General features: G+C 72.1%; 24 protein-coding genes. 15 read left to right on the forward strand and 9 right to left on the reverse strand.

Annotation, left to right across the window (positions count from 1 at the left end):
• Positions 1-78: 78 nt before the first annotated feature.
• Positions 79-813 (reverse strand): hypothetical protein, encoded by a 735-nt coding sequence (locus Aiant_RS29910; protein ID WP_189336371.1) that lies wholly within the window; start codon positions 811-813, stop codon positions 79-81.
• 36 nt (positions 814-849) lie between these two features.
• Between Aiant_RS29910 and Aiant_RS29915 the strand changes: the two genes are divergently transcribed.
• The 3 genes from Aiant_RS29915 to Aiant_RS29925 are packed head-to-tail and all read left to right on the forward strand — an operon-like array spanning position 850 to position 1,863.
• Positions 850-1,200 (forward strand): Rv2175c family DNA-binding protein, encoded by a 351-nt coding sequence (locus tag Aiant_RS29915; RefSeq protein WP_189336372.1) that lies wholly within the window; start codon positions 850-852, stop codon positions 1,198-1,200.
• A 4-nt stretch (positions 1,201-1,204) separates the two neighbouring features.
• Positions 1,205-1,531, forward strand: a complete 327-nt coding sequence (locus Aiant_RS29920) for a lycopene cyclase domain-containing protein (RefSeq protein ID WP_189336373.1) — start codon at positions 1,205-1,207, stop codon at positions 1,529-1,531.
• A complete protein-coding gene (locus Aiant_RS29925) occupies positions 1,528-1,863 on the forward strand; it encodes a lycopene cyclase domain-containing protein (RefSeq protein WP_189336374.1) in 336 nt (111 codons plus the stop codon). Before Aiant_RS29920 ends, Aiant_RS29925 begins: the two co-directional genes overlap by 4 nt.
• Here the strand turns inward: Aiant_RS29925 and Aiant_RS29930 are convergent.
• The gene (locus Aiant_RS29930; RefSeq protein ID WP_189336375.1) at positions 1,844-2,914 is read right to left on the reverse strand and encodes a polyprenyl synthetase family protein; all 1,071 of its coding nucleotides are present in this window, start codon (positions 2,912-2,914) and stop codon (positions 1,844-1,846) included. The two genes, Aiant_RS29925 and Aiant_RS29930, sit on opposite strands and share 20 nt — an antisense overlap.
• Positions 2,915-2,974: 60 nt before the next feature.
• On the opposite strand from Aiant_RS29930, the gene metF reads away from it, so the two are divergent.
• The 5 genes from metF (at position 2,975) to Aiant_RS29955 (ending at position 7,442) form a co-directional block, all read left to right on the forward strand.
• Positions 2,975-3,898: a methylenetetrahydrofolate reductase [NAD(P)H] gene (gene metF, locus Aiant_RS29935; RefSeq protein WP_189336376.1), complete on the forward strand. Its 924-nt coding sequence runs from the start codon at positions 2,975-2,977 to the stop codon at positions 3,896-3,898.
• Complete coding sequence (locus tag Aiant_RS29940) at positions 3,895-4,521, forward strand: CDP-alcohol phosphatidyltransferase family protein (protein WP_189336377.1); 627 nt, start codon at positions 3,895-3,897, stop codon at positions 4,519-4,521. The genes metF and Aiant_RS29940 overlap by 4 nt, the downstream gene beginning before the upstream one ends.
• Before the next feature lie 102 nt (positions 4,522-4,623).
• Complete coding sequence (locus Aiant_RS29945; protein WP_189336378.1) at positions 4,624-5,061, forward strand: HNH endonuclease; 438 nt, start codon at positions 4,624-4,626, stop codon at positions 5,059-5,061.
• A gap of 97 nt (positions 5,062-5,158) precedes the next feature.
• Positions 5,159-5,638 (forward strand): MarR family winged helix-turn-helix transcriptional regulator, encoded by a 480-nt coding sequence (locus tag Aiant_RS29950; RefSeq protein WP_189336379.1) that lies wholly within the window; start codon positions 5,159-5,161, stop codon positions 5,636-5,638.
• A gap of 76 nt (positions 5,639-5,714) precedes the next feature.
• A complete protein-coding gene (locus Aiant_RS29955) occupies positions 5,715-7,442 on the forward strand; it encodes an MFS transporter (RefSeq protein ID WP_189336380.1) in 1,728 nt (575 codons plus the stop codon).
• Positions 7,443-7,743: 301 nt separating this feature from the next.
• Here Aiant_RS29955 and Aiant_RS29960 read toward each other — a convergent pair whose 3' ends face one another.
• Entirely contained in the window at positions 7,744-8,487 is a 744-nt protein-coding gene (locus tag Aiant_RS29960; RefSeq protein ID WP_189336381.1) for a DUF2306 domain-containing protein, read from the reverse strand.
• A gap of 81 nt (positions 8,488-8,568) precedes the next feature.
• Between Aiant_RS29960 and Aiant_RS29965 the strand changes: the two genes are divergently transcribed.
• The 3 genes from Aiant_RS29965 to Aiant_RS29975 all read left to right on the forward strand — a co-directional run bounded on the left by Aiant_RS29965 (position 8,569) and on the right by Aiant_RS29975 (position 11,908).
• The gene (locus Aiant_RS29965) at positions 8,569-9,273 is read left to right on the forward strand and encodes a TetR/AcrR family transcriptional regulator (RefSeq protein WP_189336382.1); all 705 of its coding nucleotides are present in this window, start codon (positions 8,569-8,571) and stop codon (positions 9,271-9,273) included.
• Between the two features lie 608 nt (positions 9,274-9,881).
• Positions 9,882-10,379: a hypothetical protein gene (locus Aiant_RS29970; protein ID WP_189336383.1), complete on the forward strand. Its 498-nt coding sequence runs from the start codon at positions 9,882-9,884 to the stop codon at positions 10,377-10,379.
• Between the two features lie 59 nt (positions 10,380-10,438).
• On the forward strand, positions 10,439-11,908 hold the full coding sequence (locus tag Aiant_RS29975) for an MFS transporter (protein ID WP_229831414.1): 1,470 nt from the start codon (positions 10,439-10,441) through the stop codon (positions 11,906-11,908).
• A 480-nt stretch (positions 11,909-12,388) separates the two neighbouring features.
• Here Aiant_RS29975 and Aiant_RS29980 read toward each other — a convergent pair whose 3' ends face one another.
• Positions 12,389-13,051, reverse strand: coding sequence for a TetR/AcrR family transcriptional regulator (locus tag Aiant_RS29980; protein ID WP_189336384.1), 663 nt, complete (start codon positions 13,049-13,051; stop codon positions 12,389-12,391).
• A 52-nt stretch (positions 13,052-13,103) separates the two neighbouring features.
• Here Aiant_RS29980 and Aiant_RS29985 point away from each other — a divergent pair, with 52 nt between their 5' ends.
• Positions 13,104-14,501, forward strand: coding sequence for an FAD-dependent monooxygenase (locus Aiant_RS29985; protein ID WP_189336385.1), 1,398 nt, complete (start codon positions 13,104-13,106; stop codon positions 14,499-14,501).
• Between the two features lie 31 nt (positions 14,502-14,532).
• Here the strand turns inward: Aiant_RS29985 and Aiant_RS29990 are convergent, their stop codons facing one another.
• From Aiant_RS29990 to Aiant_RS30005, 4 genes are all read right to left on the reverse strand, one after another.
• Positions 14,533-15,048: a VOC family protein gene (locus tag Aiant_RS29990; protein ID WP_189336386.1), complete on the reverse strand. Its 516-nt coding sequence runs from the start codon at positions 15,046-15,048 to the stop codon at positions 14,533-14,535.
• A 159-nt stretch (positions 15,049-15,207) separates the two neighbouring features.
• Positions 15,208-15,951, reverse strand: a complete 744-nt coding sequence (locus Aiant_RS29995) for a succinate dehydrogenase/fumarate reductase iron-sulfur subunit (protein ID WP_189336387.1) — start codon at positions 15,949-15,951, stop codon at positions 15,208-15,210.
• Positions 15,951-17,900, reverse strand: a complete 1,950-nt coding sequence (locus tag Aiant_RS30000; protein WP_189336388.1) for a fumarate reductase/succinate dehydrogenase flavoprotein subunit — start codon at positions 17,898-17,900, stop codon at positions 15,951-15,953. Before Aiant_RS30000 ends, Aiant_RS29995 begins: the two co-directional genes overlap by 1 nt.
• A gap of 1 nt (position 17,901) precedes the next feature.
• Positions 17,902-18,534 carry a succinate dehydrogenase cytochrome b subunit gene (locus Aiant_RS30005; protein WP_229831417.1) on the reverse strand — a complete coding sequence of 211 codons (633 nt, stop codon included), beginning with the start codon at positions 18,532-18,534 and terminating at the stop codon, positions 17,902-17,904.
• A 179-nt stretch (positions 18,535-18,713) separates the two neighbouring features.
• Between Aiant_RS30005 and Aiant_RS30010 the strand changes: the two genes are divergently transcribed.
• The 3 genes from Aiant_RS30010 to Aiant_RS30020 all read left to right on the forward strand — a co-directional run bounded on the left by Aiant_RS30010 (position 18,714) and on the right by Aiant_RS30020 (position 22,267).
• Complete coding sequence (locus Aiant_RS30010) at positions 18,714-19,637, forward strand: LysR family transcriptional regulator (protein ID WP_189336404.1); 924 nt, start codon at positions 18,714-18,716, stop codon at positions 19,635-19,637.
• A 54-nt stretch (positions 19,638-19,691) separates the two neighbouring features.
• Positions 19,692-20,447 (forward strand): class I SAM-dependent methyltransferase, encoded by a 756-nt coding sequence (locus Aiant_RS30015; protein ID WP_189336390.1) that lies wholly within the window; start codon positions 19,692-19,694, stop codon positions 20,445-20,447.
• 113 nt (positions 20,448-20,560) lie between these two features.
• Positions 20,561-22,267 (forward strand): substrate-binding domain-containing protein, encoded by a 1,707-nt coding sequence (locus Aiant_RS30020; RefSeq protein ID WP_189336391.1) that lies wholly within the window; start codon positions 20,561-20,563, stop codon positions 22,265-22,267.
• Between the two features lie 156 nt (positions 22,268-22,423).
• Here Aiant_RS30020 and Aiant_RS30025 read toward each other — a convergent pair whose 3' ends face one another.
• The gene (locus Aiant_RS30025; RefSeq protein WP_189336392.1) at positions 22,424-23,857 is read right to left on the reverse strand and encodes a phytoene desaturase family protein; all 1,434 of its coding nucleotides are present in this window, start codon (positions 23,855-23,857) and stop codon (positions 22,424-22,426) included.

A 23,857-nucleotide genomic window follows, 5' to 3' on the forward strand; every position in this document is an offset into this window, starting at 1 on the left:
CACAGCTGAGTCCAAACGGGTACCTGAACCAGCCGTGACCTGCGTCGATCGGTGGCGACCCGAGGGTATATCGGGTTTTTATCCGGTCTGTTGCCAGCGCCGGTGACGCTCTCGCCACCCCTGCGAGGGGGTCGGTTCGGGGCTGGGGTCCGTCGATGCGCCGGGCGAGGCGGACGCGCCGGTGGACGGCGGATCGCTGGGCGCCGGGCTGTCCGGCGGCGGGGTGCTGCCGGCCGGGGACGGCGCGGTCGGGGTGGGTACCGGCGGGGTGACGCAGTCGCAGGGCGGGGTGGTGGTCGTTCTCGGTCGCGCCGGCCGGTCCCTGAAATCCGCCGGAGCCGCCGGCTCGATCGCCCCGGGTTGGTGGCCGGCGGCGGTGGCGTGCGGCGCGGTGGTCCGCTTGTGGGTGACCTCACCCATCCGGGTGGTCGCGTCCGCGGTGGGCGGGGTGGGCTCGGCGGCCGGCGCGGACAGCGCCGGCGCGGCTGCCGCCTGATCGGCCGCCGTCTGATCGGCTGCCGTCTGATCGGCGAAGGCCGAGGTCAGGCCGCGGGCCACGAGGAGGTAGGAGCCGACCGCGCCGAGCATCGCGACGAGACACAACACCGTAACCGCGACAAATCGACGCGGCGGCTTCGCGTCGGTCTCCGGCGGGACGGTGCGCCACTCCATCAGCGAGCCGGGGAACGTGCTCAGCCCGGTCGAGGTGACGTCCGGCCCGTCGACCGGCTCGGACGGGCGGCGGCCCAGGTCGTACTTGACCGAGCGCCAGGCCCCGCGCAGCTCGGCACGGATCCTTCGCCACAGGCTCATCAACAGTTCTCCGATCTGGTCTGGCACCCTGTACGCGTGAGCGAACCCGTCATCACCGAACCCGCCGGATGGATCAACCTGCCGGACGTGTCCGAGAAACTCGGCGTGTCGATCAGCAAGGTCAACCAGATGCTCAAGGACGGCGACCTGCTCGCCGTCCGCCGTGACGGCATCCGTCTGGTGCCCGCCGAACTGGTGGCGAACGCCACCGTTCTCAAGCACCTGCCCGGCATCCTGACCCTGCTCCGCGACGCCGGGTATAACGACGAAGAGGCCTTCGGGTGGCTCTACGAAGCCGATCCGGGGCTGGGCGGCAACGCCGCGACGGCGCTCGGCGGAGACCTGGCCCGCGAGGTCAAGCGTCGCGCCCAAGCGCTCGGCTTCTGATTCCGTGCGGCATCTGGCGTACGTGCTGGTGCTGGCCGGCTGCCTGGCCGGCGCCCTGTGGCTGGAGCCGATCCTGCGGGTGAACGTGCTTCGCCGGTGGCGCCGGCTGCTGCTGACCGTGCTGCCGGTGGCGGTCGTCTTCGTCCTCTGGGACCTCGGGGCGATCGCCGCCGGGCACTGGACCTTCGACCCGGGGCAGATCACCGGGATCTATCTGGGCGCCGGGTTGCCGCTCGACGAGGTGCTGTTCTTCCTGGTGGTGCCGGTCTGCGCGATCCTCGGGTTCGAGGCGGTGCGCGCGGTGCTGCGACGACCCGCGGGGGACGAGTGAGTTACACCACCGCGGCAGTACTGGGAGTCCTCGGTGCTCTGGCCCTCGATCTGCTGATCTTCCGGACGAAGCTGGTGACCCGCCTGGTCTTCTGGGCGACCTATCCGATCATCTTCGGTTTTCAGCTGATCTCGAACGGCATCCTCACCGGGCGGAACATCGTCATCTACGACCCGGACGCGATCATCGGCTGGCGCCTGGTCCACGCCCCCGTCGAGGACCTGCTGTTCGGCTTCGCCATGGTGCTGAGCACCCTCTCGCTGTGGATCGTGTGGGGCCGCCGCGGCGTGCAGCGGACCCCGGCCGCCGGAGCTAGACGGAGCGACGGGTAGCCGCGTCCGCGAGCCGGTGCAGCACGCCGCGCGCCTCCTCCTCGATCGGCGCCCGGTCGAGCGCCGCCAGGGAGCCGGCCATCAGCTCCTCGATCCGCGCCTCGGTCGCGTCCAGCGCGCCGCAGTCGCGGATCAGCGCCCGCAGCCGCGCCACCCCGGCGTCGTCCAGCCCGGGATCGCCGAGGCCCGCGTCCAGCTCCGCCCGCCCGGCCGCGCCGAGCGCCCCGAACGCCGCCGCCACCAGATAGGTCCGCTTGCCCTCGCGCAGGTCGTCCCCGGCCGGCTTGCCGGTCTGCGCCGGGTCGCCGAACACGCCGAGCACGTCGTCGCGCAGCTGGAACGCCTCACCCAGCGGCAACCCGAACGCCGAGTAGGCGGCGGACACCTCCGGCCCGGCGCCGGCCAGCGCCGCGCCGAGCAGCAGCGGGCGCTCCACGGTGTACTTGGCCGCCTTGTACTGCGCGACCTTCCCGGCCCGCTCCAGCGAGGTGTCCGCGGTCACCGGGGTGAGCACGTCGAGATACTGCCCGACGGTCACCTCGGTGCGCATCGCGTCGAACACCGGCCGGGCCCGGGCCAGGTCGGCCCACGGCATCCCGGAGGTGTGCAGCAGCTCGTCGGACCAGACCAGGGCCAGGTCGCCGAGCAGCACCGCGGCGCACTCGCCGAACCCGGCCGCGGACCCGCGCCAGCCCGACCCGGCGTGCAGCCGCTCGAACCGGCGGTGCACCGACGGCACCCCGCGCCGGGTGTCCGAGCGGTCCATCAGGTCGTCGTGGATCAGCGCGCTGGCCTGCACCAGCTCCAGCGACGCGAGGGCGGCGACCGCCTCGTCGGTGTCGGACCCGCCGGCGCCCCGGAACCCCCAGTAGCCGAACGCGGGCCGCAGCCTTTTCCCGCCGCCCAGCACGAACTCGGTGAGCGTGGCGGCCACCTCGGCCAGCGCCGGGTCGATCGCCAGCAGCCGGTCGCGCTGCGCGGCCAGGAAAGCGGTCAGCGCCTTGTCGACCCGGGGCCGGAGCCCGGCCAGTTCGAGCGGGGAAGTCGTCACACGACGACGCTACTTGTTCGCGCAGATACCCCGGTAAACCGGCCCGGTAGAGTGCCCGGTGTGTCTCTCGGTCTCCCCTCCAAGCTGCCCGGCACGCCGTCGGTCGGCGAGCTGATCCGTGGCGCGGCGCCGACCTTCTCGTTCGAGTTCTTCCCGCCGAAGACGATCGACGGGGAGCGGCTGCTCTGGCAGGCGATCCGGGAGCTGGAGTCGCTGCGGCCGAGCTTCGTGTCGATCACCTACGGCGCCGGCGGCACCACCCGGGAGACCACGGTCGCGGTCACCGAGCGGGTCGCCACCGAGACCACCCTGCTGCCGCTGGCCCATCTCACCGCCGTCGACCACTCGGTCGCCGACCTGCGCAACGTGATCGGCCGGCTGGCCGGCGCCGGGATCCGCAACGTGCTCGCGCTGCGCGGCGACCCGCCGGGCGACCCGGCGGGGGAGTGGGTGCGCCATCCCGAGGGCGTCGACTACGCGGCGGACCTGGTCCGGCTGATCCGCGAGTCCGGGGACTTCAGCGTCGGGGTGGCCGCGTTCCCCTACAAGCACCCCCGCTCGGCGGACGTCGAGGACGACACCCGCAACTTCGTCCGCAAGTGCCGGGCCGGCGCGGACTACGCGATCACCCAGATGTTCTTCGACGCCGACGACTACCTGCGGCTGCGTGACCGGGTGGCGGCCGAGGGCTGCGGCACCCCGATCGTGGCCGGGGTGATGCCGGTGACCCGGCTGGCCACCATCGAGCGGTCCACCCAGCTGTCCGGGGCGCCGTTCCCGCCGGCGCTGCTGCGCGAGTTCGAGCGGGTCGCCGGGGACGACGCGGCGGTGCGTGAGCTCGGCATCGAGAAGTGCGCGCAGATGTGCGCGCGGCTGCTCGACGAGGGCGTGCCGGGCATCCACTTCATCACCATGAATCGGTCGACCGCGACCCGCGAGGTGTGGCAGCGGCTCGCCCCGCCGGAAGTCGCCGCGGCCGCGTGAACTGGGACGAATACGCCACCGCCTGGTCCGGGCTGCACGGCGGATTCGACCCGCGGCGGGCGTCGCCGGTGGTGCGCGGGTGGGTGCGCACGGCGTACCGGATCGGGGCGTGGCTGAGCAGCCACCGCGTGTCGCCGATGGCAGTGACCACTTTCGGCCTCCTGCTCTGCGTGGCCGTGCCGCTCGTGGCGCCCCTCAGCCTCCTCGCGGCCGCCCTGCTGGTGGTGCTGGCCGCGCTCGCGGACGGGCTCGACGGGGCGGTCGCGGTGGTCTCGGACCGGGTGACCAAAACCGGTTTTGTGTACGACTCGATGGCCGACCGCCTCGGCGAGGCCGCCTGGCTGACCGCCTTCTGGCTCGTCGGCGCGCCGGGCTGGCTCGTCGTCGTGGCCGGCGCCGCGAGCTGGCTGCACGAGTACCTCCGGGCCCGCGCCACCGCCGCCGGCATGTCCGAGATCGGCGCGGTCACCGTGGCCGAGCGGCCCACCCGCGTCCTGGTGGCCGGCCTCGGCCTGGCCGGCCTCGCCGTGGTGGCGCTGCCCTGGGTGCCGCCGGCGCTCTGGGCAGCCCTGCAATTCGCCGGCCTCGTGCAATTGTGGATCGCGGTCCGTCGCGCTCTTTAATCGGTTGTCGGCCGTCGATGCCGCGCCTATTTTCTTCCTCAGCAGTCACGGCTGTGAGCTGCGAATTCGTGGTGGAAAAAGAGTTGACGGAGGTGAAACGGAATGAGCGCGGTGCTGGTTCTCAACGCCGACTGCGGGCCGCTGCACCGGGTCAGCCTCCGGCACGCGATCCGGATGCTGTTCCGTCAGGTGGCGGTGGTGCACGAGGCGCAGCCGGACGCGACCATCGGGGTCTATCAGGTCCCGACCGTGGTCCGCCTGGTCAGTTACGTGGTGACCCGCTGGCGGCGCGGGCGCGGCCCGGGCTGGTCGCGGGCCGGGGTGCTGACCCGGGACCGGAAGGTCTGCGGGTACTGCGGGGAGACGGCCACCACCATCGACCACATCCTGCCCCGGTCCCGCGGCGGCGGGAACGACTGGCTCAACACCGTGGCGGCCTGCGGTCGCTGCAACAACCGAAAGCGGGACCGGACTCCCGCGGAGGCCCGGATGCCGTTGCGCGTGACGCCCTACGCGCCGGCCTGGGTGACCTTCGCCTGATACCGGGCGGCCGGCGGGTTGACACGGGGCCCCGCCGGCCGCCCCTCCTCGTCCCCGGATCGTCCGCTTACGGACGATCCGGGGATAACCTTGTTTCATGGCCGTCCCCGAACGCACCGTCCCTGACCGCACCGTGCTCGACGTCAGCCGCCTGCTCAACGAAGCCGGGCACACGCTGACCAACCGCCTCGCCGCCGCCCTCGCCGAGGTCGATCTCACCCCGCGGATGCAGTGCGTGCTGGTGCACGCGCTGGAGGAGGAGCGCACCCAGATCCAGCTGGCGGCGCTGGCCGGGCTGGACAAGACCACCATGGTCAGCACCGTCGACGAGCTGGAGAGGCGCGGCCTGGCCGAGCGTCAGGCGTCGGCCACCGACCGGCGGGCCCGGATCATCGCGGTCACCGAGAAGGGCCGCCTCGCCGCGGAGGAGGGCCAGCGGATCGTCGACGGGGTGCACCGCGACGCGCTGGCCGGCTTCCCCGCGGAGTCCCGCACCGCGTTCCTCGGCCTGCTCGAGTCCCTGGCGCAGGAGTCCTTCGCCGGCCCCCAGCCGGTGCGCCGCGCCCGCGGCAAGTGAGCGCCCCGCGATCCTCTGCCAGAAGATGATCCTCCAACAGATAGTTCCGTAGCGGATTATCTGTTACGGTCGGCTCATGACTCCTTCCCGTGGAGCGACGCTGACCGTTCTGTGCACCGTCGCCTTGATGATCGTCTTGGACAGCACGATCGTGGCCGTCGCCATCCCCGCCATCCAGCGGGATCTCGGCTTCACCCCGGCCGGCGTCGCCTGGGTGGTCAACGGCTACCTGGTCGCCTTCGCCGGCTTCCTCCTGCTCGCCGGCCGCCTCGGTGATCTCCTCGGCGCCCGCCGCGTCTTCCTGGCCGGCCTGAGCGTCTTCACCGCCGCCAGCCTGCTCTGCGGCCTGGCGCCGACCGCGGGCCTGCTGGTCGCGGGCCGCTTCGTCCAGGGCGTCGGCGGCGCCCTCGCCTCCGCCGTCGTGCTCGGCATGATCGTCCGGCTCTACCCGGAGCCCGGCCCGCAGGCCCGCGCCATGGGCATCTTCAGCTTCACCCAGGCCGGCGGCGCCGCGATCGGCTTCGTGGCCGGCGGCGTCCTCACCGACCTGGCCGGCTGGCCCGCCATCTTCCTGATCAACGTCCCGATCGGCCTGGCCGCCTGGCTCGCCGGCCGCCGCCTGCTCCCCGCACCCGCCGCCGGTGCGCGGTCCGCGGCCGGTCAGGCGGTCACCCGCCGGATCGATCTGCTGGGCGCCGCGCTGATCACCGCCGGCCTGTCGCTCGGCGTCTACGCCATCGTCACGGTCGGCGAGCCGAGCCCGCCGGCCCCGGCGTGGTTGCTCGCCGCCGGCTCGGTCCTGCTGATCAGCGCATTTCTGGTACGCCAGGGCCGCGCGCCCGAACCCCTCGTCCCGCTGCGCCTGCTCCGCCGTCCCTGGCTGCTCGCCGCGAACGCCGCCGTCATCCTGATCCTGGCCGCCGGCATGGGCTTCCAGTTCGTGAACACCCTGTTCCTCCAGCGCGTGATGGGCCTCGACACGCTGCGAACCGGCCTGGCCTTCCTGCCGACCCCGATCGTGATCGGCCTGGTGTCCCTCGTCGTCGCCGCCCGCCTGACCGCCCGCTTCGGCCCGCGCCGAGTCCTGCTGACCGGCCTGCTGCTGCTCGCGATCGGCCTGTCCCTGCTGGTCCGCGTCCCGGCAGACCCGTCCTACCTGATCGACGTCCTCACCCCGCTGATCATCATGGGCCTGGGCGTCGGCGTGACCGTCCCGGCGATCATGATGCTCGCCATGGCCGGCGCGTCCGACGAGGACACCGGCCTGGTCTCCGGCCTGATCAACACCGCCCAGCAGGCCGGCGCCGCCCTCGGCCTGGCGGTCCTGGCCGCGGTGGCCGCGAGCCGCACCTCCGCCCGGACGTCCGCCGGACTGCCCGAGACGCCGGCCCTCCGGGACGGGTACAGCCTCGCCTTCCTGACGGCGGCCGCCTTCGTCGTCGCCGCCCTGCTGATCGTCCTGACCGCCCTGCGCCACCCGCCCGCCCCGGCCGCGGCCACCGAGCCGCCCCTCCAGCAGGCCCCCGACGAGCCCTCCCTCCAGCGGCCGTCCTCCGACCAGCCCTCCCTCCAGCAGCCGGCTCCCGACCAGCTCTCTCTCCAGCGGTCGTCCTCCGACCAGCTCTCCCTCCAGCAGCCGGCCACCGACCAGCTCTCTCTCCAGCACCCGGCTCCCGACCAGCTCTCTCTCCAGCGGTCGTCCTCCGACCAGCTCTCCCTCCAGCAGCCGGCCACCGACGAGCCCTCCCTTCAACCGTCGGACTCGCGGCCGCCCAGCCCGGTCGTCTGCGCCGGCGAACGCTGACTTCGGTTCCGCCGCGCTGTCCACGACCGACTGGTTCCCCGAGGGTGTCTCACCGACCGTGAGGCACCCTCGCGGTTCGCTGGGCGAGTCGAGCCGGCACCCCTCGGGGTCGGCCGGGAGGGTCGGCCGGCCGTGAGGGGTGTGTCGGCGTTCCGAGACATCCTCGGGATCGGCCGGCCGTCGGGGCGTCGATGTTGTGCGGCACTGTCGCCGCCGGCCAGGGGGGTCGCCGGCCGTGAGAGGTGTGTCGGCGTTCCGAGGCGCCGTCGCGGCGTGGCTCACCTGGTCCCGGCTGCCCGGATCAGGCCACCGGGGCGCCGGAACCCGCGGCGGCGTGCTCCGCGTCGGCACCCGGGACCCGGCGCCGGTCCTGACCACGGTCCCGGCGACGCCCCCGGGTGCGGTCACGGTCGAGCCACCACTCCGCGACGAGCAGCGGAATCGTCCACCCCAACCATGCCGCGCCCGCCGAGACCACCCAGCTCAGCAGCCTCTCATCGCCATGGAACGTGGTGTCCAGCCGCGGCAGCAGCGCGATCGCGAAGATCGCGCCCCAGATCCGGTTGCTGATGATCGACGCCGTCAGTGCGAAGCTGCGAATCATCCAGCGGCGGTGCTCGCCGAAGCGCCGCCGCCGCGCCGCCCGCCAGCCCGCCACGGTCGTCCCGAGCCAGAGCAGCGCCAGCAGCACGTCACTCGCCCGGGTCACCGGCCCGAACGGCGTGAACGCCCCGATCGTCAGCGCACACAGTCCGCCCGGCAGCACCCCGCCGAACACGTAGAGCCGCCCGATCCGCCGGTGCGCCACCGGATACCGCTGCCGGAACCACGGCCAGATCTGGAACACCGCCGTCCCCAGCGCCACGCTGCCGAACAGCACGTGCGGCACGAGCAGCCAGAAGTGCGCGACTCCCAGCGACGGCGGCTGAGGCACCCGGGACCGTGCGGGGTCGAAGCTGAGGTACGGCGGGATCGAGAACGCCACGAAGATCACCACGATCGCCGCGAGCGGGACTATCCACGGGCGTCGCCACCATCGGGTCATGCCGGCTCCCCTTCTGCGTATGGTCTACGCAATTGAGCGTATGCCATACGCAGTAAACCGGGAAGCCCCTACGATGGGCCGGTGCCGACCGACCTACCGCGTACCCTTCAGGTCCTCTGGGGCGTCGCGGAGCGACCCACCCGTGGCCCGCAGCCGACCCTGAGCCTGGAGCGGATCGTGACCACCGCGATCGCGATCGCCGATCGTGACGGCCTCGCCGCCCTCTCCATGGCCCGCCTCGCGGAGCGGCTCGGCTGCGCGCCGATGTCCCTCTACCGGCACGTCGCCAACAAGGACGAGCTGCTGGTCTTCATGCAGAACGCCGCACCCGGAGAGCCGCCGTCCCTGCCGCCGGGCTGGCGCGACGGACTGGCCGCGTGGGCGCGGGCGCTGCGCGGAGTGCTCGCCGCCCACCCGTGGCTCCTGCAAGCCTCGATGGGCCGCCCGCCGCTGGAGCCCGGGCAGCTCGCCTGGCTCGATCGCGGCCTGTCCGCCTTCGCCGGCACCCCGCTCAGCCACCGTGAACGCGTCGAGATGGTGCTGGCCGCCCTCTACCTGACCCGCGGCGAGGCGCAGATCAGCGCGGTGCTGCTCAGTGGCACCCCGGACGTGCTGACGGACTACGGCGCGCTGCTCAACCGCTTCGTCACGCCGGACCGCTTCCCGGCGCTGGCCGAGGCCGTCGCCGCGGGCGTCTTCCGCGCCGATGAGCCCGACCGCTCCTTCGAGGTGGCCCTGGCCCGCCTCCTGGACGGCATCGACCTGCTGATCACCGCCAAGGGCTGACCGGCGCGCCGTCCCGTAGCGCCGGTCAGCCAGATCACAACCGGCTGCGACCCGCTCTAGCCGACCGGTCACCGAACCCGTCGTGCAACCACCCGTGATAGGTCCATGAGCACCAGCTCAGCAATCTCAGCTGGCCGTCATAGCCCTGTCGCCGCCCGGAATAGGGCCATGAGTGCCAGCTCGGGGGGTTCGGCTGGTCGTCATGGCCCTGTTGCCGTCCAGGGTAGGGCGTTGAGTGCCAGCTCGGGGGGTTCGGCTGGTCGTCATGGCCCTATTGCCGTCCGGGGGTGGGGCGTTGGGTGCCAGCTCGGGGGGTTCGGCTGGCGGTCATGGCCCTATTGCCGTCCGGGGTAGGGCGTTGAGTGCCAGCTCGGGGGGTTCGGCTGGTCGTCATGGCCCTATCGCTGCCCGGGATGGGCGATGGGTGCCAGCTCGGGGGGTTCGGCTGGTCGTCATGGCCCTATCGCTGCCCGGGATGGGCGATGGGTGCCAGCTCGGGGGGTTCGGCTGGTCGTCATGGCCCTATCGCCTCCCGGAGTGGGGCGTTGAGTGCCAGCTCGGGGGCTTTGGGTTGTCAACTGATTGTTGACATCTGCTAGGGTGGGGGTGTGGCTGACCTCTCCGCGCTTCGCGAGATTCGCGCGCATCGCGCGCGGCTTGATGCCGAGGAGCTGGCGCTGATCGACCAGGCCCGGCGTGACGGCGCGACCTGGCCGGCGATCGCCGAGGCGCTCGGGCTGGCCAGCCGCCAGGCGGCGGAGCAGCGCCGGGACCGCTTGGCCCAGGTCGCCGAGCGCGAGTCGCGGCCGTCTCGGGTGCGGCTCGATGTGGGGTACGGCGAAAGCCCTTCCCAGCTGCGTGACTCCGTCGCCGACCTGCATCGCCGGATCGGTGCCGACCGTCGGTGGGATGCCCGGTTCCCGCGCGCCACCCTGGTCCGGGAGACCCTGGCCGCCGCCCCGGACGCCCCGCCCGGCGCCCTCTACGACCTGGCCGCCCAGGCGCTCGCCGACCTCACCGCGCCCGGCGTCCCGCGCTTCCCGGCACCGCTGCGTGCCGCCGTCGACCGTCTGGAGGCGAGCTTCACGGCAGCAAGTCCGGGTTGACACCTCTGCACTCAAGCCCACAGGATGTGAGCCTTACGGACTCAATCCTGGAGTGACCCATGCGCCGGAACGCCGTCCTGTTCGTGCTGATCTCCCTCTTCTCCGGCTTCGGCAGTTACGCGCTCGGGCTCGCCGCCGGCCTGTGGATCCTCGACCTGACCGGTTCCGCCGGCCTCGCGGCGCTGGCCGGCATCGGCGTCTACACACCCACCCTGGCCGCCCCGTGGCTCGGCGCCCTGGTCGACCGTTTCCCCCGGCGCCCGTTGCTGATCGCGGTCGACGTGCTGATCGGCACCGTGATCCTGACCCTGCTCGCCACCTCGTCCGCCCCCTGGATCTATCTGGTCCTGCTGGTCCGGGGGTTCAGCTACGTGCTGCTCGACGCCGGTGAGACCGCCCTGCTCCCGGCCGCCCTGCCGGCCGACCTGCTGGGCGACGTCAACGGCTGGCGCTCCAGCGCCCAGGAGGGCATGAAATTGCTGGCCCCATTGGCGGGCGCCGCCCTGTACGCCTGGCGCGGGCCGCACGCGGTGGTGCTGCTTTGTGCCGCCCTGCCACTGGTCACCGCCGCCTTGTACGCCCTAGTCCAACTCCGACCGTCCACCACCCGGCCCAGCCCGCCGCAACGGGCCGGCCAGCCCGCTCCGGTCAGCGCCGGCGAGGGGCGGGGTGGCCCGCCTGCCGAGGCGGGCGCCCGGCGGGGCCGAGGTGAAGGCGAGCGGTCCACTCCGGTTGAACCCTGGCGTGCGGAAACGCAAGGAGATCGGTCTGTCCCCGCGGATGTCCGGTGGGAGTCGGGGCTGGGGGATCGGTCTGGTCCGGCGGATGTCCGATGGGAGTCGGGGCAGGGGGATCGGCCTGTTCCGGCGGATGCCCGGCTGGGGGAGTCCGGTCAGGACAGTGGGCGGTCGGTGGAGGGGGAGGGCCGGGCGGTGACGTTCGGCTGGGGGAGTGTGCGGGTCGGGCTGGGGAGGCTCTGGCGGGAGCCGGTGCGGACGCCGGTGCTGGTGGCGGCCGTGGCGATCGCGGTCTCCGGGCTGACCAACGCCGCCGTGCTGCTGCACCTCGTCGGCGATCTGCACCGCCCGGCCACCCATCTCGGCATCCTCTCCAGCGTCCAGGGCGCCGGCTCGATCCTCGGTGGTCTCCTGGTCGGCCGCCTGCTCGCCCACCTGGCGCCGGCCCGGGTCGCCGCGCTCGGCGCGGTCCTCTTCGCCGCCGCCTGCGTGACCTGGTCGCTGCCCTGGTGGCCGGCGATGCTCGCGGGCAGCGCCCTGACCGGCCTCGGCCTGCCGTGGACCCTGATCGCCGGGATCACCGCGATCCAGACCGGTACCCCCGATCACCTGCTCGGCCGGGTCGCCGCCACCGGGAACATGGTCATGTTCGGCCCGATCACCCTCGCGATCCCTCTCGGTGCGGCCCTTTCCCAGGTGGGTGCCCACCCGCCACTGATCCTCGGAGCCGCCGTGATCCTGACTGCGGCCCTGCTGGCTGTCCGCCGGACCCGGCTGTCGGCGACCACCTGACAGCTGCCCGACGGGAAGTCCCTGTTCCGCAGCCGGGGAACGGCAGGGTGAGCCGGGGAACGGCAGGGCGAGCCGGGGAACGGCAGGGCGAGCCGGGGAGGTAGGGCGAGCCGACTCCGGCAAGACGAGCCGACCTGCGGCTGAAACAAGCCGGGCCGCGGTAGAACAAGCCGGGCCGCGGTAGAACAAGCCGGGCCGCGGTAGAACAAGCCGGGCCGTGACAGAGCGAGCCCGGCCGTGACAGAGCGAGCCCGGCCGTGACAGAGCGAGCCGGGCCGTGACAGAGCGAGCCGGGCCGTGACAGAGCGAGCCGGGCCGCGACACGACGAGCCGGGCGACGGTTGGACGAGACGGCCCGCGGCTAGACACCGCTTCGCCGTGGCGAGGCGGGCGGTGCTCCGGGCGTACCGAAAGAAGAACGGGCGTCGTGGGAGCCGCGCAGCGGTCCGGAGCAGCGCCTGACCGGGCGTGCATTTCCGGTCAGGACGCGCCGAAGCCCCGGTGCAGGAACGTGGTCAGGGTCTCGATGGCCTCGTCGTCGGTCAGCTCGCGGCCGAGGCCGGGGCGGGTCGCGGGGTTGAGCCAGGTGGCGGCGAAGCTGCTGACGGTCGCTCCGAACAGCGACGCGGTGACCAGCGGGTCGCCGGGGAGATCCAGGCCGGCCAGGTGGTCCGCGATGTGGCCCAGGTCGGGGGCGAGCATGTCCCGGCTGCGCTCGGCGAACGCCTCGTCCACCAGGGCCGCCTGCTGCAACGCCACCATGATCACGCGGTGCCGGCGGTAGAAGTCCCAGAACGCGGCGACGTGGAACCGGACCGCGTCGCGGTCCTGGAAGTCGGTGCCGTGCCCGGGCAGCTCGGCGCTGGCGTCGCCCTCGGTGAGCAGGTCGGCCAGCAGCGCCTCGAGCAGCGCCTCCTTGCCGGCGAAGTGCTTGTAGAACGAACCGGTGGCCCGGCCCGCCTCGGCGGTGATGTCGGTGATCTTCGCATTGAGGTAGCCGACCCGCTCGAAGACGCGGATCGCGGCGGCCTTCAACTCGGCCTCGGTCTGTGCCGCCTGCTGACGGCGCGAGTTGGGCTGCCTGCCGGCTCCGGACGGATCGGGCCAGGCCAGATCGATCCGCACGCCCAGCTCATCCCGCATCCCGAAAGCCACCCCCTTGACCGGGAGCGTATCAGCGGCCGACGGTGAATCCATGTTCACTGAATCCAGATTCACCGTAATCGTCGGTGCCGGCCCGACCGGCCTCACCGTGGCCCGCCAGCTGCAACGGCTCGGCGTGCCGTTCCGCATCGTCGAGAGATCTGCACGGCCGTTCGTCGGCTCGCGGGGCAAGGGTTTGCAGCCGCGCACCCTGGAGGTGCTCGACGACCTGGGCCTGATCGACCGGTTCCGGGCGGCCGGCGACGACTATCCGGAGATGCTGGTGCACCGCCCCGACGGTGTGACCGCCGCCTGGCGGATGGACGAGCTGCACGACCCGACCCCCGAGGTCCCTTATCCGAACATGCTGATGGTTCCCCAGTGGCGGACGTGCGAGCTGCTCGCCGAGGGGGTGCCGGTCGAGTTCGGGGTCGGCGTCGCCGCGCTGGAGCAGGACTCCGGCGGGGTCCGGGTCACGCTCGACACCGGCGAGGTGGTGACCGCGCGCTATGTCGTCGGTGCCGACGGCGGCCGCAGCACGGTCCGGCGGGCGCTCGGCGTCGACTTCCTCGGCTCCACCCACGAGGACGAGCAGATGCTGATCGCCGACGTGCGACTGTCCGGTCTGGACCGTTCGCACTGGCACGTCTGGCCGGGCGAGCCCGCGTTCCGGCTGGGCCTGTGCCCGCTGCCCGGCGGCGACTGGTGGCAGCTCACCGCCCCGCCCACGGACACCCCGATCGAGCAGCTCGTCGCGTCGGTCGACCCGGCGATCACCATCACCGAGATCGGCTGGACGTCCCAGTGGCGGGCCAACATCCGGATGGCCGCCCGCTTCCGGGTGGGCGGCGTGTTCCTCGCCGGCGACGCCGCGCACGTCCACTCCCCGGCGGGCGGCCAGGGACTCAACACCGGCATCCAGGACGGTTACAACCTGGGGTGGAAACTGGCCACCGGCGACGACGCCGTGCTGGACACCTACGAGGCGGAGCGCCTCCCGGTCGCCGCGGGCGTGCTCGGCATCAGCACCGACCTGCACCGCCGCCACGTCGCCAATGACACCGACGCGATGCGCCGCGACGATCCGGTGCTGCGCCAGCTCACGCTGTCCTATCGCGGCGGCCCGCTCGCCGCCGAGCACCGTGCCGCTCCGGGCCTGGTCCAGGCTGGCGACCGCGCCCCGGACGCTCCGCTCGCCGACGGCCGCCGGGTCTTCGACCTGCTCCGTGGCGGGCACGCCACGCTGCTCGCGTTCGGTTTCGAGGGTGCGCTGCCGGCCCTGCCGTCGTCAGTGCACCCGCATCAGCTCACCTCCGGCGAGGGCGCGGTCTGGCAGTCCTACGACGTTCACGAGCCCACCCTGCTCCTGATCCGCCCGGACAACTACGTCGGTTGCGCCACGACGGATCCGGAGGACGTCGTCGCCTACCTGAAACTGCTGGGCCTTTGAGAGACCAGCCGGGCCGGGACGTCCTGCCGCTTCAGTGTTCCGGGCGGCTGACGACACCGTCGGTCTTGCCGCTCAGTTCCCGGTCGAGAGTCTCCTGCGCGTCACGCATCGCCTCCGCATATTCCGGCTCGGCAAGCCGGCGCATGCCTGCTTCAGGAGCGACCACCTCGACCACCGTGCTGATCCACCAGATGTTGCCGAACGGATCACGCACCCGCCCACCTCGCTGGCCGAACGCCTGGGTCGCCGGCGCGGTGATGACACGGGCACCGGCGGCGGCAGCTCGTTCGATCGTCGCGTCCGGGTCGGCAACGAAGACTCGCAGCAAGGACGGCATCACGGGCCAGTCCGGTCTGCGATCGAAAGCGAGCAAGACGGTGTCGCCGACGCGCATCTCGGCGTGACCGATGGTCCCGTCCTCCAACTTCACGCGGCCCACCTCGACCCCATCGAACACCGCGGCAATGAAGTCCAGCAATTGCCCGGTATCGGGCGTGACGATCCATGGCGCCACGGTCGTGTATCCGGCCGGCTGAGTGGTTGACATGGCGACTCTCCTCGGGACGATGCGGACCGGGATCACGGTAGATCCCATTTAGGTCAGCAGCGGGCCGGAAAAGCCGGATGCCCGGCACGCCATTGTGCCGGGCATCTGGAGTACGTTCCGGCGGCGGGCCACCACGCTGTGCCCCACCGCCGAAGACCGTCACCGCTTGGCGACCGCCTTGCGGTAATCGCTGTTGAGCCGTCCGATCAGGCTCAGCGGGATCCCCTTCGGACACACCTCGGCGCACTCGCCCATGTTGGTGCAGCCACCGAAACCGGCGTCGTCCTGCGCCTGGAGCATGTCGATCACCCGGCTGTCGCGCTCCGGCTGGCCCTGCGGCATCAGCCCGAGGTGGGTGATCTTCGCGGCGGTGAACAGCATCGACGAGCCGTTCGGGCAGGCGGCGACGCAGGCGCCGCAGCCGATGCAGGTGGCCGCCTCGAACGCGGCGTCGGCGTCCTTCTTCGGCACCGGCGCGGCGTGGGCGTCCGGCGCGGTGCCGGTCGGGGCGCTGATGTACCCGCCCGCCTGGATGATCTTGTCGAAGGAGGTCCGGTCGACGACCAGGTCCTTGATCACCGGGAAGGCGGCGGCGCGCCACGGCTCGACGTCGATCACGTCGCCGTCCTTGAAGTGCCGCATGTGCAGCTGGCAGGTGGTGGTGGCCTTCTCCGGGCCGTGCGCCACACCGTTGATGACCATGCTGCACATGCCGCAGATGCCCTCGCGGCAGTCGTGGTCGAACGCGATCGGGTCGTCACCACTGAGGATCAGCGTCTCGTTGAGAACGTCGATCATCTCGAGGAACGACGCGTCCGGGGAGATCCCCTTCACGTCGTAGGTGACCATCTTCCCGGAGGAGGAGGGGCCGGACTGACGCCACACCCTGACCTTGATGTCCATTACTTGTAACTCCGCGTGCTCGGGTGGACGTACTCGAAAACGAGCTCTTCCTTGTGCAGCGTCGGCTTGCCGTCGGCGCCGAAGTACTCCCACGCCGCGGCGTAGCCGAACTCGTCGTCGTGGCGCAGCGCCTCGCCGTCCGGGGTCTGCGACTCGGCCCGGAAGTGCCCGCCGCACGACTCCCGCCGGTGCAGCGCGTCGATGCACATCAGCTCACCGAGCTCGATGAAGTCGGCGACCCGGCCGGCCTTCTCCAGGTTCTGGTTGAGCTCCTCGCCCTTGCCGGGCACCTTCACCCGGGTCCAGAACTCCTCCTTGAGCGCCCGGATCAGGCCGATCGCCTTGGTCAGCCCCTCCTCGGTGCGCTCCATGCCGCAGTACTCCCACATGATGTGGCCGAGCTCGCGGTGGAACGAATCCACGGTCCGGTCGCCGTCGATGGACAGGAACTTGGCGATCCGATCCTCGACCTCCTTGCGCGCCTCGACGACCTCGGCGTCAGCGGCCGAGACCTTCTTGAACGGGCCGGCGGCCAGGTAGTTGTTGATCGTGTTCGGCAGCACGAAGTAGCCGTCGGCCAGGCCCTGCATCAGCGCGGACGCGCCGAGCCGGTTGGCGCCGTGGTCGGAGAAGTTCGCCTCGCCCACCACGAACAGGCCGGGGACGGTGGACTGGAGGTCGTAGTCGACCCAGAGGCCACCCATCGTGTAGTGCACGGCCGGGTAGATACGCATCGGCGTCTCGTACGGGTCCTCGCCGGTGATGCGCTGGTACATCTCGAAGAGGTTGCCGTACTTCGCCTCGACCGCCTTGCGGCCCAGCCGGCTGATGGCGTCCGCGAAGTCCAGGTAGACGCCGAGGCCGCCGGGGCCGACGCCGCGGCCCTCGTCGCAGACGTTCTTGGCGGCGCGCGACGCGATGTCGCGGGGCACCAGGTTGCCGAACGACGGGTAGATGCGCTCCAGGTAGTAGTCGCGGTCCTCCTCCGCGATCTCACCCGCGGGCTTCTGGCAGTCCGAAGAGCGCTTGGGCACCCAGACCCGGCCGTCGTTGCGCAGCGACTCGGACATCAGGGTCAGCTTCGACTGGTGCGAGCCGGACTCCGGGATGCAGGTCGGGTGGATCTGCGTGTAGCAGGGGTTCGCGAACAGCGCGCCCTTGCGGTGCGCCCGCCACGACGCCGTGACGTTGCAGCCCTTGGCGTTGGTGGACAGGAAGAACACGTTGCCGTAACCACCGGAGGCGAGCACCACGGCGTCCGCGAACTCGGTGGTGATCTCGCCGGTGACCATGTCCCGGACGACGATGCCGCGGGCCTTGCCGTCCACGATGATCAGCTCGAGCATCTCGTGCCGGGCGTTCATCTCGACGTTGCCGAGGCCGATCTGCCGCTCCAGCGCCTGGTACGCGCCGAGCAGCAGCTGCTGACCCGTCTGCCCCCGGGCGTAGAAGGTCCGGGACACCTGGGTGCCACCGAACGAGCGGTTGTCCAGCAGGCCGCCGTACTCGCGGGCGAACGGGACGCCCTGCGCCACGGCCTGGTCGATGATGTTCACCGACTCCTGGGCCAGCCGGTACACGTTGGACTCCCGGGCGCGGAAGTCGCCGCCCTTGACCGTGTCGTAGAACAGCCGGTAGACCGAGTCGCCGTCGTTGCGGTAGTTCTTGGCGGCGTTGATGCCACCCTGCGCGGCGATCGAGTGCGCGCGCCGCGGGCTGTCCTGGTAGCAGTACGACTTGACCCGGTACCCCTGCTCGGCCAGCGTGGCCGCCGCGGAGCCGCCGGCCAGGCCGGTGCCGACCACGATGACCGTCAGCTTCCGGCGGTTCGCCGGGTTGACCAGCTTGGCGGCGAACTTGCGGCGCTCCCAGCGGGTCTCGATCGGGCCGTCCGGGGCGGCCTTGTCGACGACCGGGTCGCCCTCTTTCCAGAAATCCGTCTCAGCCATTTCAGTCCACCAATCCGGTCAGCACCGCGAACGGCACCGAGAGGTACCCGACGACCAGGACGAGCGACAGGGCGATCGCGATGTACTTCGCGCGCCGCTGGCCCTTCATGGTCTGCTGACCCAGCGTCCGGGCCGCGCTGAAGATGCCGTGCGCCAGGTGGAACCCGACGGCCACGATCGCCAGCGTGTAGAAGAGCGTCACGTACCAGCGCTCGGGCGCGAAGTCCGCGACCACGTTGGCGTACGGGTGCGCCTTGTCCCCGTTCGGGTTCAGGTTCCCGGTGGTCAGGTCCAGGATGTGGTAGATCACGAAGAGCAGGACGATCACGCCGCCCCAGCGCATGGTGCGCGCGGCGTAACTGCCCTGGACCTTCGGCCGGTGCGCGTACTTGACCGGGCGGGCCTTCTTGGCCCGGACGGTCAGCACGGCCGCGGTGTAGATGTGCGCCAGCACCGCGACGGTCAGCACGGCCCGCTGGATCCAGAGGTACCAGGTGTCCGGCAGCAGGGGCGAGCCGATCGACCGCAGCCAGTGCGCGTAGTGGTCGAAGCTGGTCGCGCCCAAGAAGATCTTGAGGTTTCCGGCCATGTGCACGAAGAGGAAGAGCACCAGCAGGATGCCGCTGACCGCCATGGTGATCTTCAGGGTGACCGACGAGGGCCGGACCACCTTGCGCGGGGTGGGCGTTGCCGTCGCCCCCGCCGCGTTCTTGGTCTTGGGAATAGGAGTGTCTACCGCCACAACCTGGACGGTAGAAAGTCCCGAGTCATTCGTCTAATGCATGATCGGGCGGGTGGTCATAGCGATAGGCTATTACGGTGCAGCTGCAACAACTCCGGTACTTCCTAGCGGTGGTAGAAACCCGGCATTTCACCCAGGCGGCGGACATTCTGGGGGTTTCGCAGCCTACGTTGAGTAAGCAGATTCACACCCTTGAGACGTCGCTGGGCGCCCCGCTGTTCGAGCGGATGCGGGGCTCGGTGACCCTCACCGTGGCCGGCGAGACCCTGCTGCCGATGGCGCAGCGGATCGTCGCCGACGCGGACGCGGCCCGCGACGCCGTGCAGGACATCGTCGGCCTGCGCCGCGGCGAGGTGCGCCTGGGCGCCACCCCGAGTCTCTGCTCCTCGCTGGTCCCGGCCGTGCTGCGCACCTTCCGCGGCGACCATCCCGGGGTGAAACTGCACGTCAGCGAGGGCAGCTCGCAGGACCTGATCGCCGGGCTGCTGGCGCACACCCTGGACCTGGCCCTGATCGTCGCGCCCGAGCAGGGCGTCGACCCGGGGCTGGAGGCCATCGAGGTGCTCCGGGAGAGCCTGGTGGTCGCCTCGGTGGCGGACGGGCCGCCGCCGACGGTGGGCCGGCAGCTGGAGCTGACCGAGCTGCGGCACACCCCGATGGTGATGTTCCGGGAGGGCTACGACATCCGCGAGGTCACCCTGCACGCCTGCGAGCGGGCCGGCTTCACCCCGAAGTTCGCGGTCGAGGGCGGCGAGATGGACGCCGTGCTGGCCTTCGTCGAGGCCGGCCTCGGGGTCGCGCTGGTGCCCAGCATGGTGCTGGCGAACCGGCCGCTGCTACGGGCCACGCCGCTGGCCCCACCCGGCATGCGCCGGACGATCGCGCTGGCCCAGCGCCGTGCCGCGGTGTTGCCGCACGCGGCCGCCGCGCTGCGCGAGGTGGTGCGCGACCACATCGCGTCCGGCCGCCTCCCGTACGGAGTACGCGCTCTCTGATCGACCGTCAACTTCGGGTAGTCAGGTGTCTACGCTCCGTTTAGAGTCCTGGGTGTGTGGCATGGCGAGTTCCACGACCCGCGACTGGTCGAGGTCTACGACGCCGAGTGTCCCTGGGGCTGGGACGACGACTTCTTCATGGCCGTGCTCGCCGAGCGGTCCGCCCATCGGGTGGTCGACCTCGGCTGCGGCACCGGCCGGCTCGCCATCGCCATGGCCGGCGCGGGTCACCAGGTCACCGCGGTCGACCCGGCGGCCGCCGCGCTCGCCGCGGCCCGGCGCAAGGAGGGCGGCGCCCGGGTGCGCTGGCTGTGCGGCTCGGTCGAGCAGCTGCCGGCCCGGTCGTACGACGCCGCGTTCATGACCAGTCACGTCGCCCAGTCCTTCGTGGACGACGAGGAGTGGGACGCGGTGCTGCGCGGGCTGCGCCGGGCGCTCGTCCCGGAGGGCCGGCTGATCTTCGACAGCCTGGACCCGGCCGAGCGGCCGTGGCAGCTGTGGAACCCGGAGGACTCGTGGCGCACCGTGGTGCTCGGCGACGGCGCCGTGGTGGAGGCGTGGAGCGAGGCCGAGGAGATGGCGCCCGGCGTCGTCGAGGTCACGCAGCGCTACCAGTTCGCCGACGGCCAGAGCCTGATCAACTCGGCAACGCTGCGTTTCCGTACCGAGCCGGAGCTGCGGGACTCGCTGCGGGAGGCGGGCTTCCGGGTGGACCGCATCTACGGCGGCTGGGGACGCGAACCGGTCGGGCTCAGCGGCGACGGCGAGTTCATCGTGATCGCCGTCGCGACGCCCCGGTTGATGTCGTAGAGGTCGCGATCGTGCCGAGATTCTGTCCGGAACCTTAGGAGCCATTGCGAGACATAAATCCCGGACTACCATCCGCTCCATCGGTGGTGACCTTTACGCGAGGTAAGGTGTGCATGCCCGACAACGAGTGGCCCGACCCACGTCTGCCGTTCCCGGAGCCGACCCCCAGCCGGGGACGCACGTCGCTCGCGGCCGCGGTGGTCGTCCTTGTCCTGCTGGCCGCCGGCGGTCTCGCCTGGCGGCTGATGAGCACCGACGCCGGGACCCCGGCCGCCGCGCCCAGCGCGCCGCCGCCGGCCTCCCGGCAGCAGACCGCCCCGCCCTGCCCCGACCCGAAACTGCGGGTCGCCGCGGCCCCCGAGATCGCTCCGGTGATCCAGCAGGCGGCCGCCACCCTCAGCCAGGCCGGGCAGCGCTGCTCCGAGGTCGCGGTGCAGGCCGTCGAGCCCGGCGCGGTGCTGGCCGGCAAACCGCAGCCGGACGTCTGGGTGCCGTCCAGCAGCGCCTGGCTGGCCGCGGCGCGGGCGCAGGGCCGCACCTGGTCCACCAGCGGCCCGTCACTCGCCTGGTCGCCGCTGGTGATCGCCGGGCCGGAGACGATCGCCCGGCTGTTCGCGCCGGGTGACAAGACCTCCTGGGCCGTGCTGGCGCAGAGCGCCGCCGACGAGCGGGTGCCGGCCATCCGGATGCCCGATCCGCTGCTCAGCACCACCGGCCTGCTCGGCGTCTACGCCGTGCGGCAGGCGATCGCCAGGAACACCCCGGACGCCGGGATCGCCACCCTCCAAGCGCTCACCCTGCGCAGCCGGCTGGAGAACGCGAGCGCCGACCCGGCCGACATCCTCGCCCAGCTGGCCCGGAGCACCGACGACACCGCGGCCAGCTACGAGGTCGGCGTCTTCCCGGCCACCGAGCAGCAGCTCACCGCGTATCAGAACGGCGGGCACCGGGTCCGGCTGGTCGGCGGGCCGCCGGCCGACGGGCTGGTGGACGCCGACTATCCCTATGCCACCCGCAAGGGCGCGCCGGCCGAGCTGAGCAAGCGGCTGCGGGCGGCGATCACCACGACGGCGCTCACCGCGGCCGGTTTCCGGTCCGCCGCCACCCCGGGCGCGCTGACCCTGCCGGCCGACCCGGAGGCGCTGCTCGGCCCGGCCCGGCAGTGGTCCGCCTACCGGTCGGTGGCGTTCCAGGTGCTGCTGCTGATCGACGGGTCCGGCTCGATGAACGAGAAGATCACCGACCGGGCCGGGCGCAGCGTCACCAAGGCCACCCTGCTGCGCGAGTCCGGGGCCACCGCGGCCCGGGTGTTCGGCAAGGACACCAGCCTCGGCATGTGGTATTTCGGCACGTCCGGCCCGAACGGCCCGGCGCACGTCGAGGAGGTGTCGTTCGGGCCGCTCACCGGGTCCACCAACGGCAGGACGCGCCGGGAGCAGCTGGCCGCGAAGATCAGTTCGTACCAGCCGGTGGCGAAAGCGGGGACACCGCTCTATCAGACCGTCCTGGACGGGGTCGCCGCGATGCGCGGGCAGGTCAAGCCGGACACGGCGAGCGTGGTGGTGGTTCTCACCGACGGATCGGACGGCGGGACCAGGTTCGCCATGTCCCAAGCGGACTTCCTGAAACGGTTGCAGGCCGGGGTGGATCCGGCCCGGCCGGTTCCGGTGATCGCGGTCGGCTTCGGCCCGGGGGCGAACCTGCCCGCGCTCCAGAACATGGCCAAGGTGACCGGTGGTCGCGCCATCGCCGCGACCAACCCGGCCGACCTCGCCTCGGGCATCGCCCAGGCCTTCGTGGCCGCGCACAGCCAGTCCTGATTCCGCTGGTCCACGCTGCTTGATCGGGTCGTCCCGGCCACTGCCCGGTCCCCGCCCGCCCTGGGGGGCTCCCCGGAGACAGTATGGCGGGGAAGCGGGGTGTCGCGGGGCGGGGCTGTGGACGGCGCGCTGGTGTGGACAAGGAGCGACCGACGGCTAGGCGGGTCCGATCTGGTCGGCGACGATCTTGGCGGAGAGGGTGACCATCGGGAGGCCGCCGCCCGGGTGCGTCGAGCCGCCGACCAGGAAGAGGCCGTCGACCGGGGCACGGTTCGCCGGTCGCACCAGGCCGCCCGCGGTGCCGTAGATCGCTCCGCCGGGCGCGGCCGTCGCTTCGGCCAGGTCCGCCGGGGTCCGGATCTCACAGAACAGGAGCCTTTTGCGTACGTCCGGACCGCGCTCGGCCAGCACCGCGAGGATCCGGTCCCGGTACGCCTGCGCCAGTCCCGGCCGCCGCCAGTCCACAGCGGACCAGTCGGTGCCGTGGCGGGCCGCGTTGACCAGCACGAACCACGCCTCGTGGCCGGGCGGGGCGACCGCCGGATCGGGGGCGCGGGTGACGAACACCGTCGGGTCGCCGGCCGGCCGGGCGCGCCGGCCCGGTGCGCCGAACACCGCGTCGAACTCGGCGTCGTAGTCGCGCGGGAAGAAGACGTTGTGGTGGGCCAGCTCCGGGGTCTCGCCGCGGACGCCGAGCAGCAGCACGAACCCGGCGAGGCTGCGGTCGGCGAGCCGGGCCAGCCGGCTCGGGGTGGGGAGCAGGTCGCGGTAGAGGACCTCGGCGTCCACGTTGGACACCACGACGTCGGCCGGTACCCGGGTGCCGTCGGCGAGGCGGACACCGCGGACACGGCGGTCGGCGTCGATGCCGGTCACCGTGGAACCGAGCTCCACGCGTACGGAAAGAGCGGCGCACCGAGCGCGAAGCGCCTCGGCGAGGGTCCACAGACCGCCCGGTAGGTACCAGCCACCGTGCGTGAGCTCGGCATAGGGGATCGCGGCGAGCGCCGCGGGCGCGTGGCGCGGATCGGCGCCGGTGTAGGTGGCGTAGCGGTCCAGCAGCATCCGCAGGCGCGGATCGCGCAGGTAGCGACGGCCGAGCGAGCGCAGCGAGCGGCCCGGTGCGATCGCGGCCAGATCGGGCAGCCGCCAGCCGAGACGGGCCAGCGACGCGGCGGTGACCGGGCGCTGGAGCACCGAGTCCCAGGAGGCGTGCCAGATGCGCTCGGCGCGGTGCCAGAACCGGGCCCAGTCGCGGGCCGCGTCGCCGCCCAGCACCGTCGCGATCCGGCGCAGGAAGGTCTCGTGGTCGGCGGAGGAGTCGAGCACCGTGCCGTCCGGGAAGACGTGGCGGACGACCGGGTCCAGCGGCTCGGGCCGCAGGTCCAGACCCAGGTCGGCGAAGACCTGCGGCAGGGTGAGCAGGCTCGGGCCGGTGTCGAAGCGGAAGCCGTCCCGCTCGTGGGTGGCGAGCTTGCCGCCGACCGTGCCGGACCGCTCGTGGACGGTGACCCGGTGCCCGGCCTCGGCGAGCCGGACGGCCGCGGCCAGACCGCCGACACCGGCGCCGATCACCACGATCTCACTCAT

Source organism: Actinoplanes ianthinogenes (assembly GCF_018324205.1).
GTDB lineage: Bacteria > Actinomycetota > Actinomycetes > Mycobacteriales > Micromonosporaceae > Actinoplanes > Actinoplanes ianthinogenes.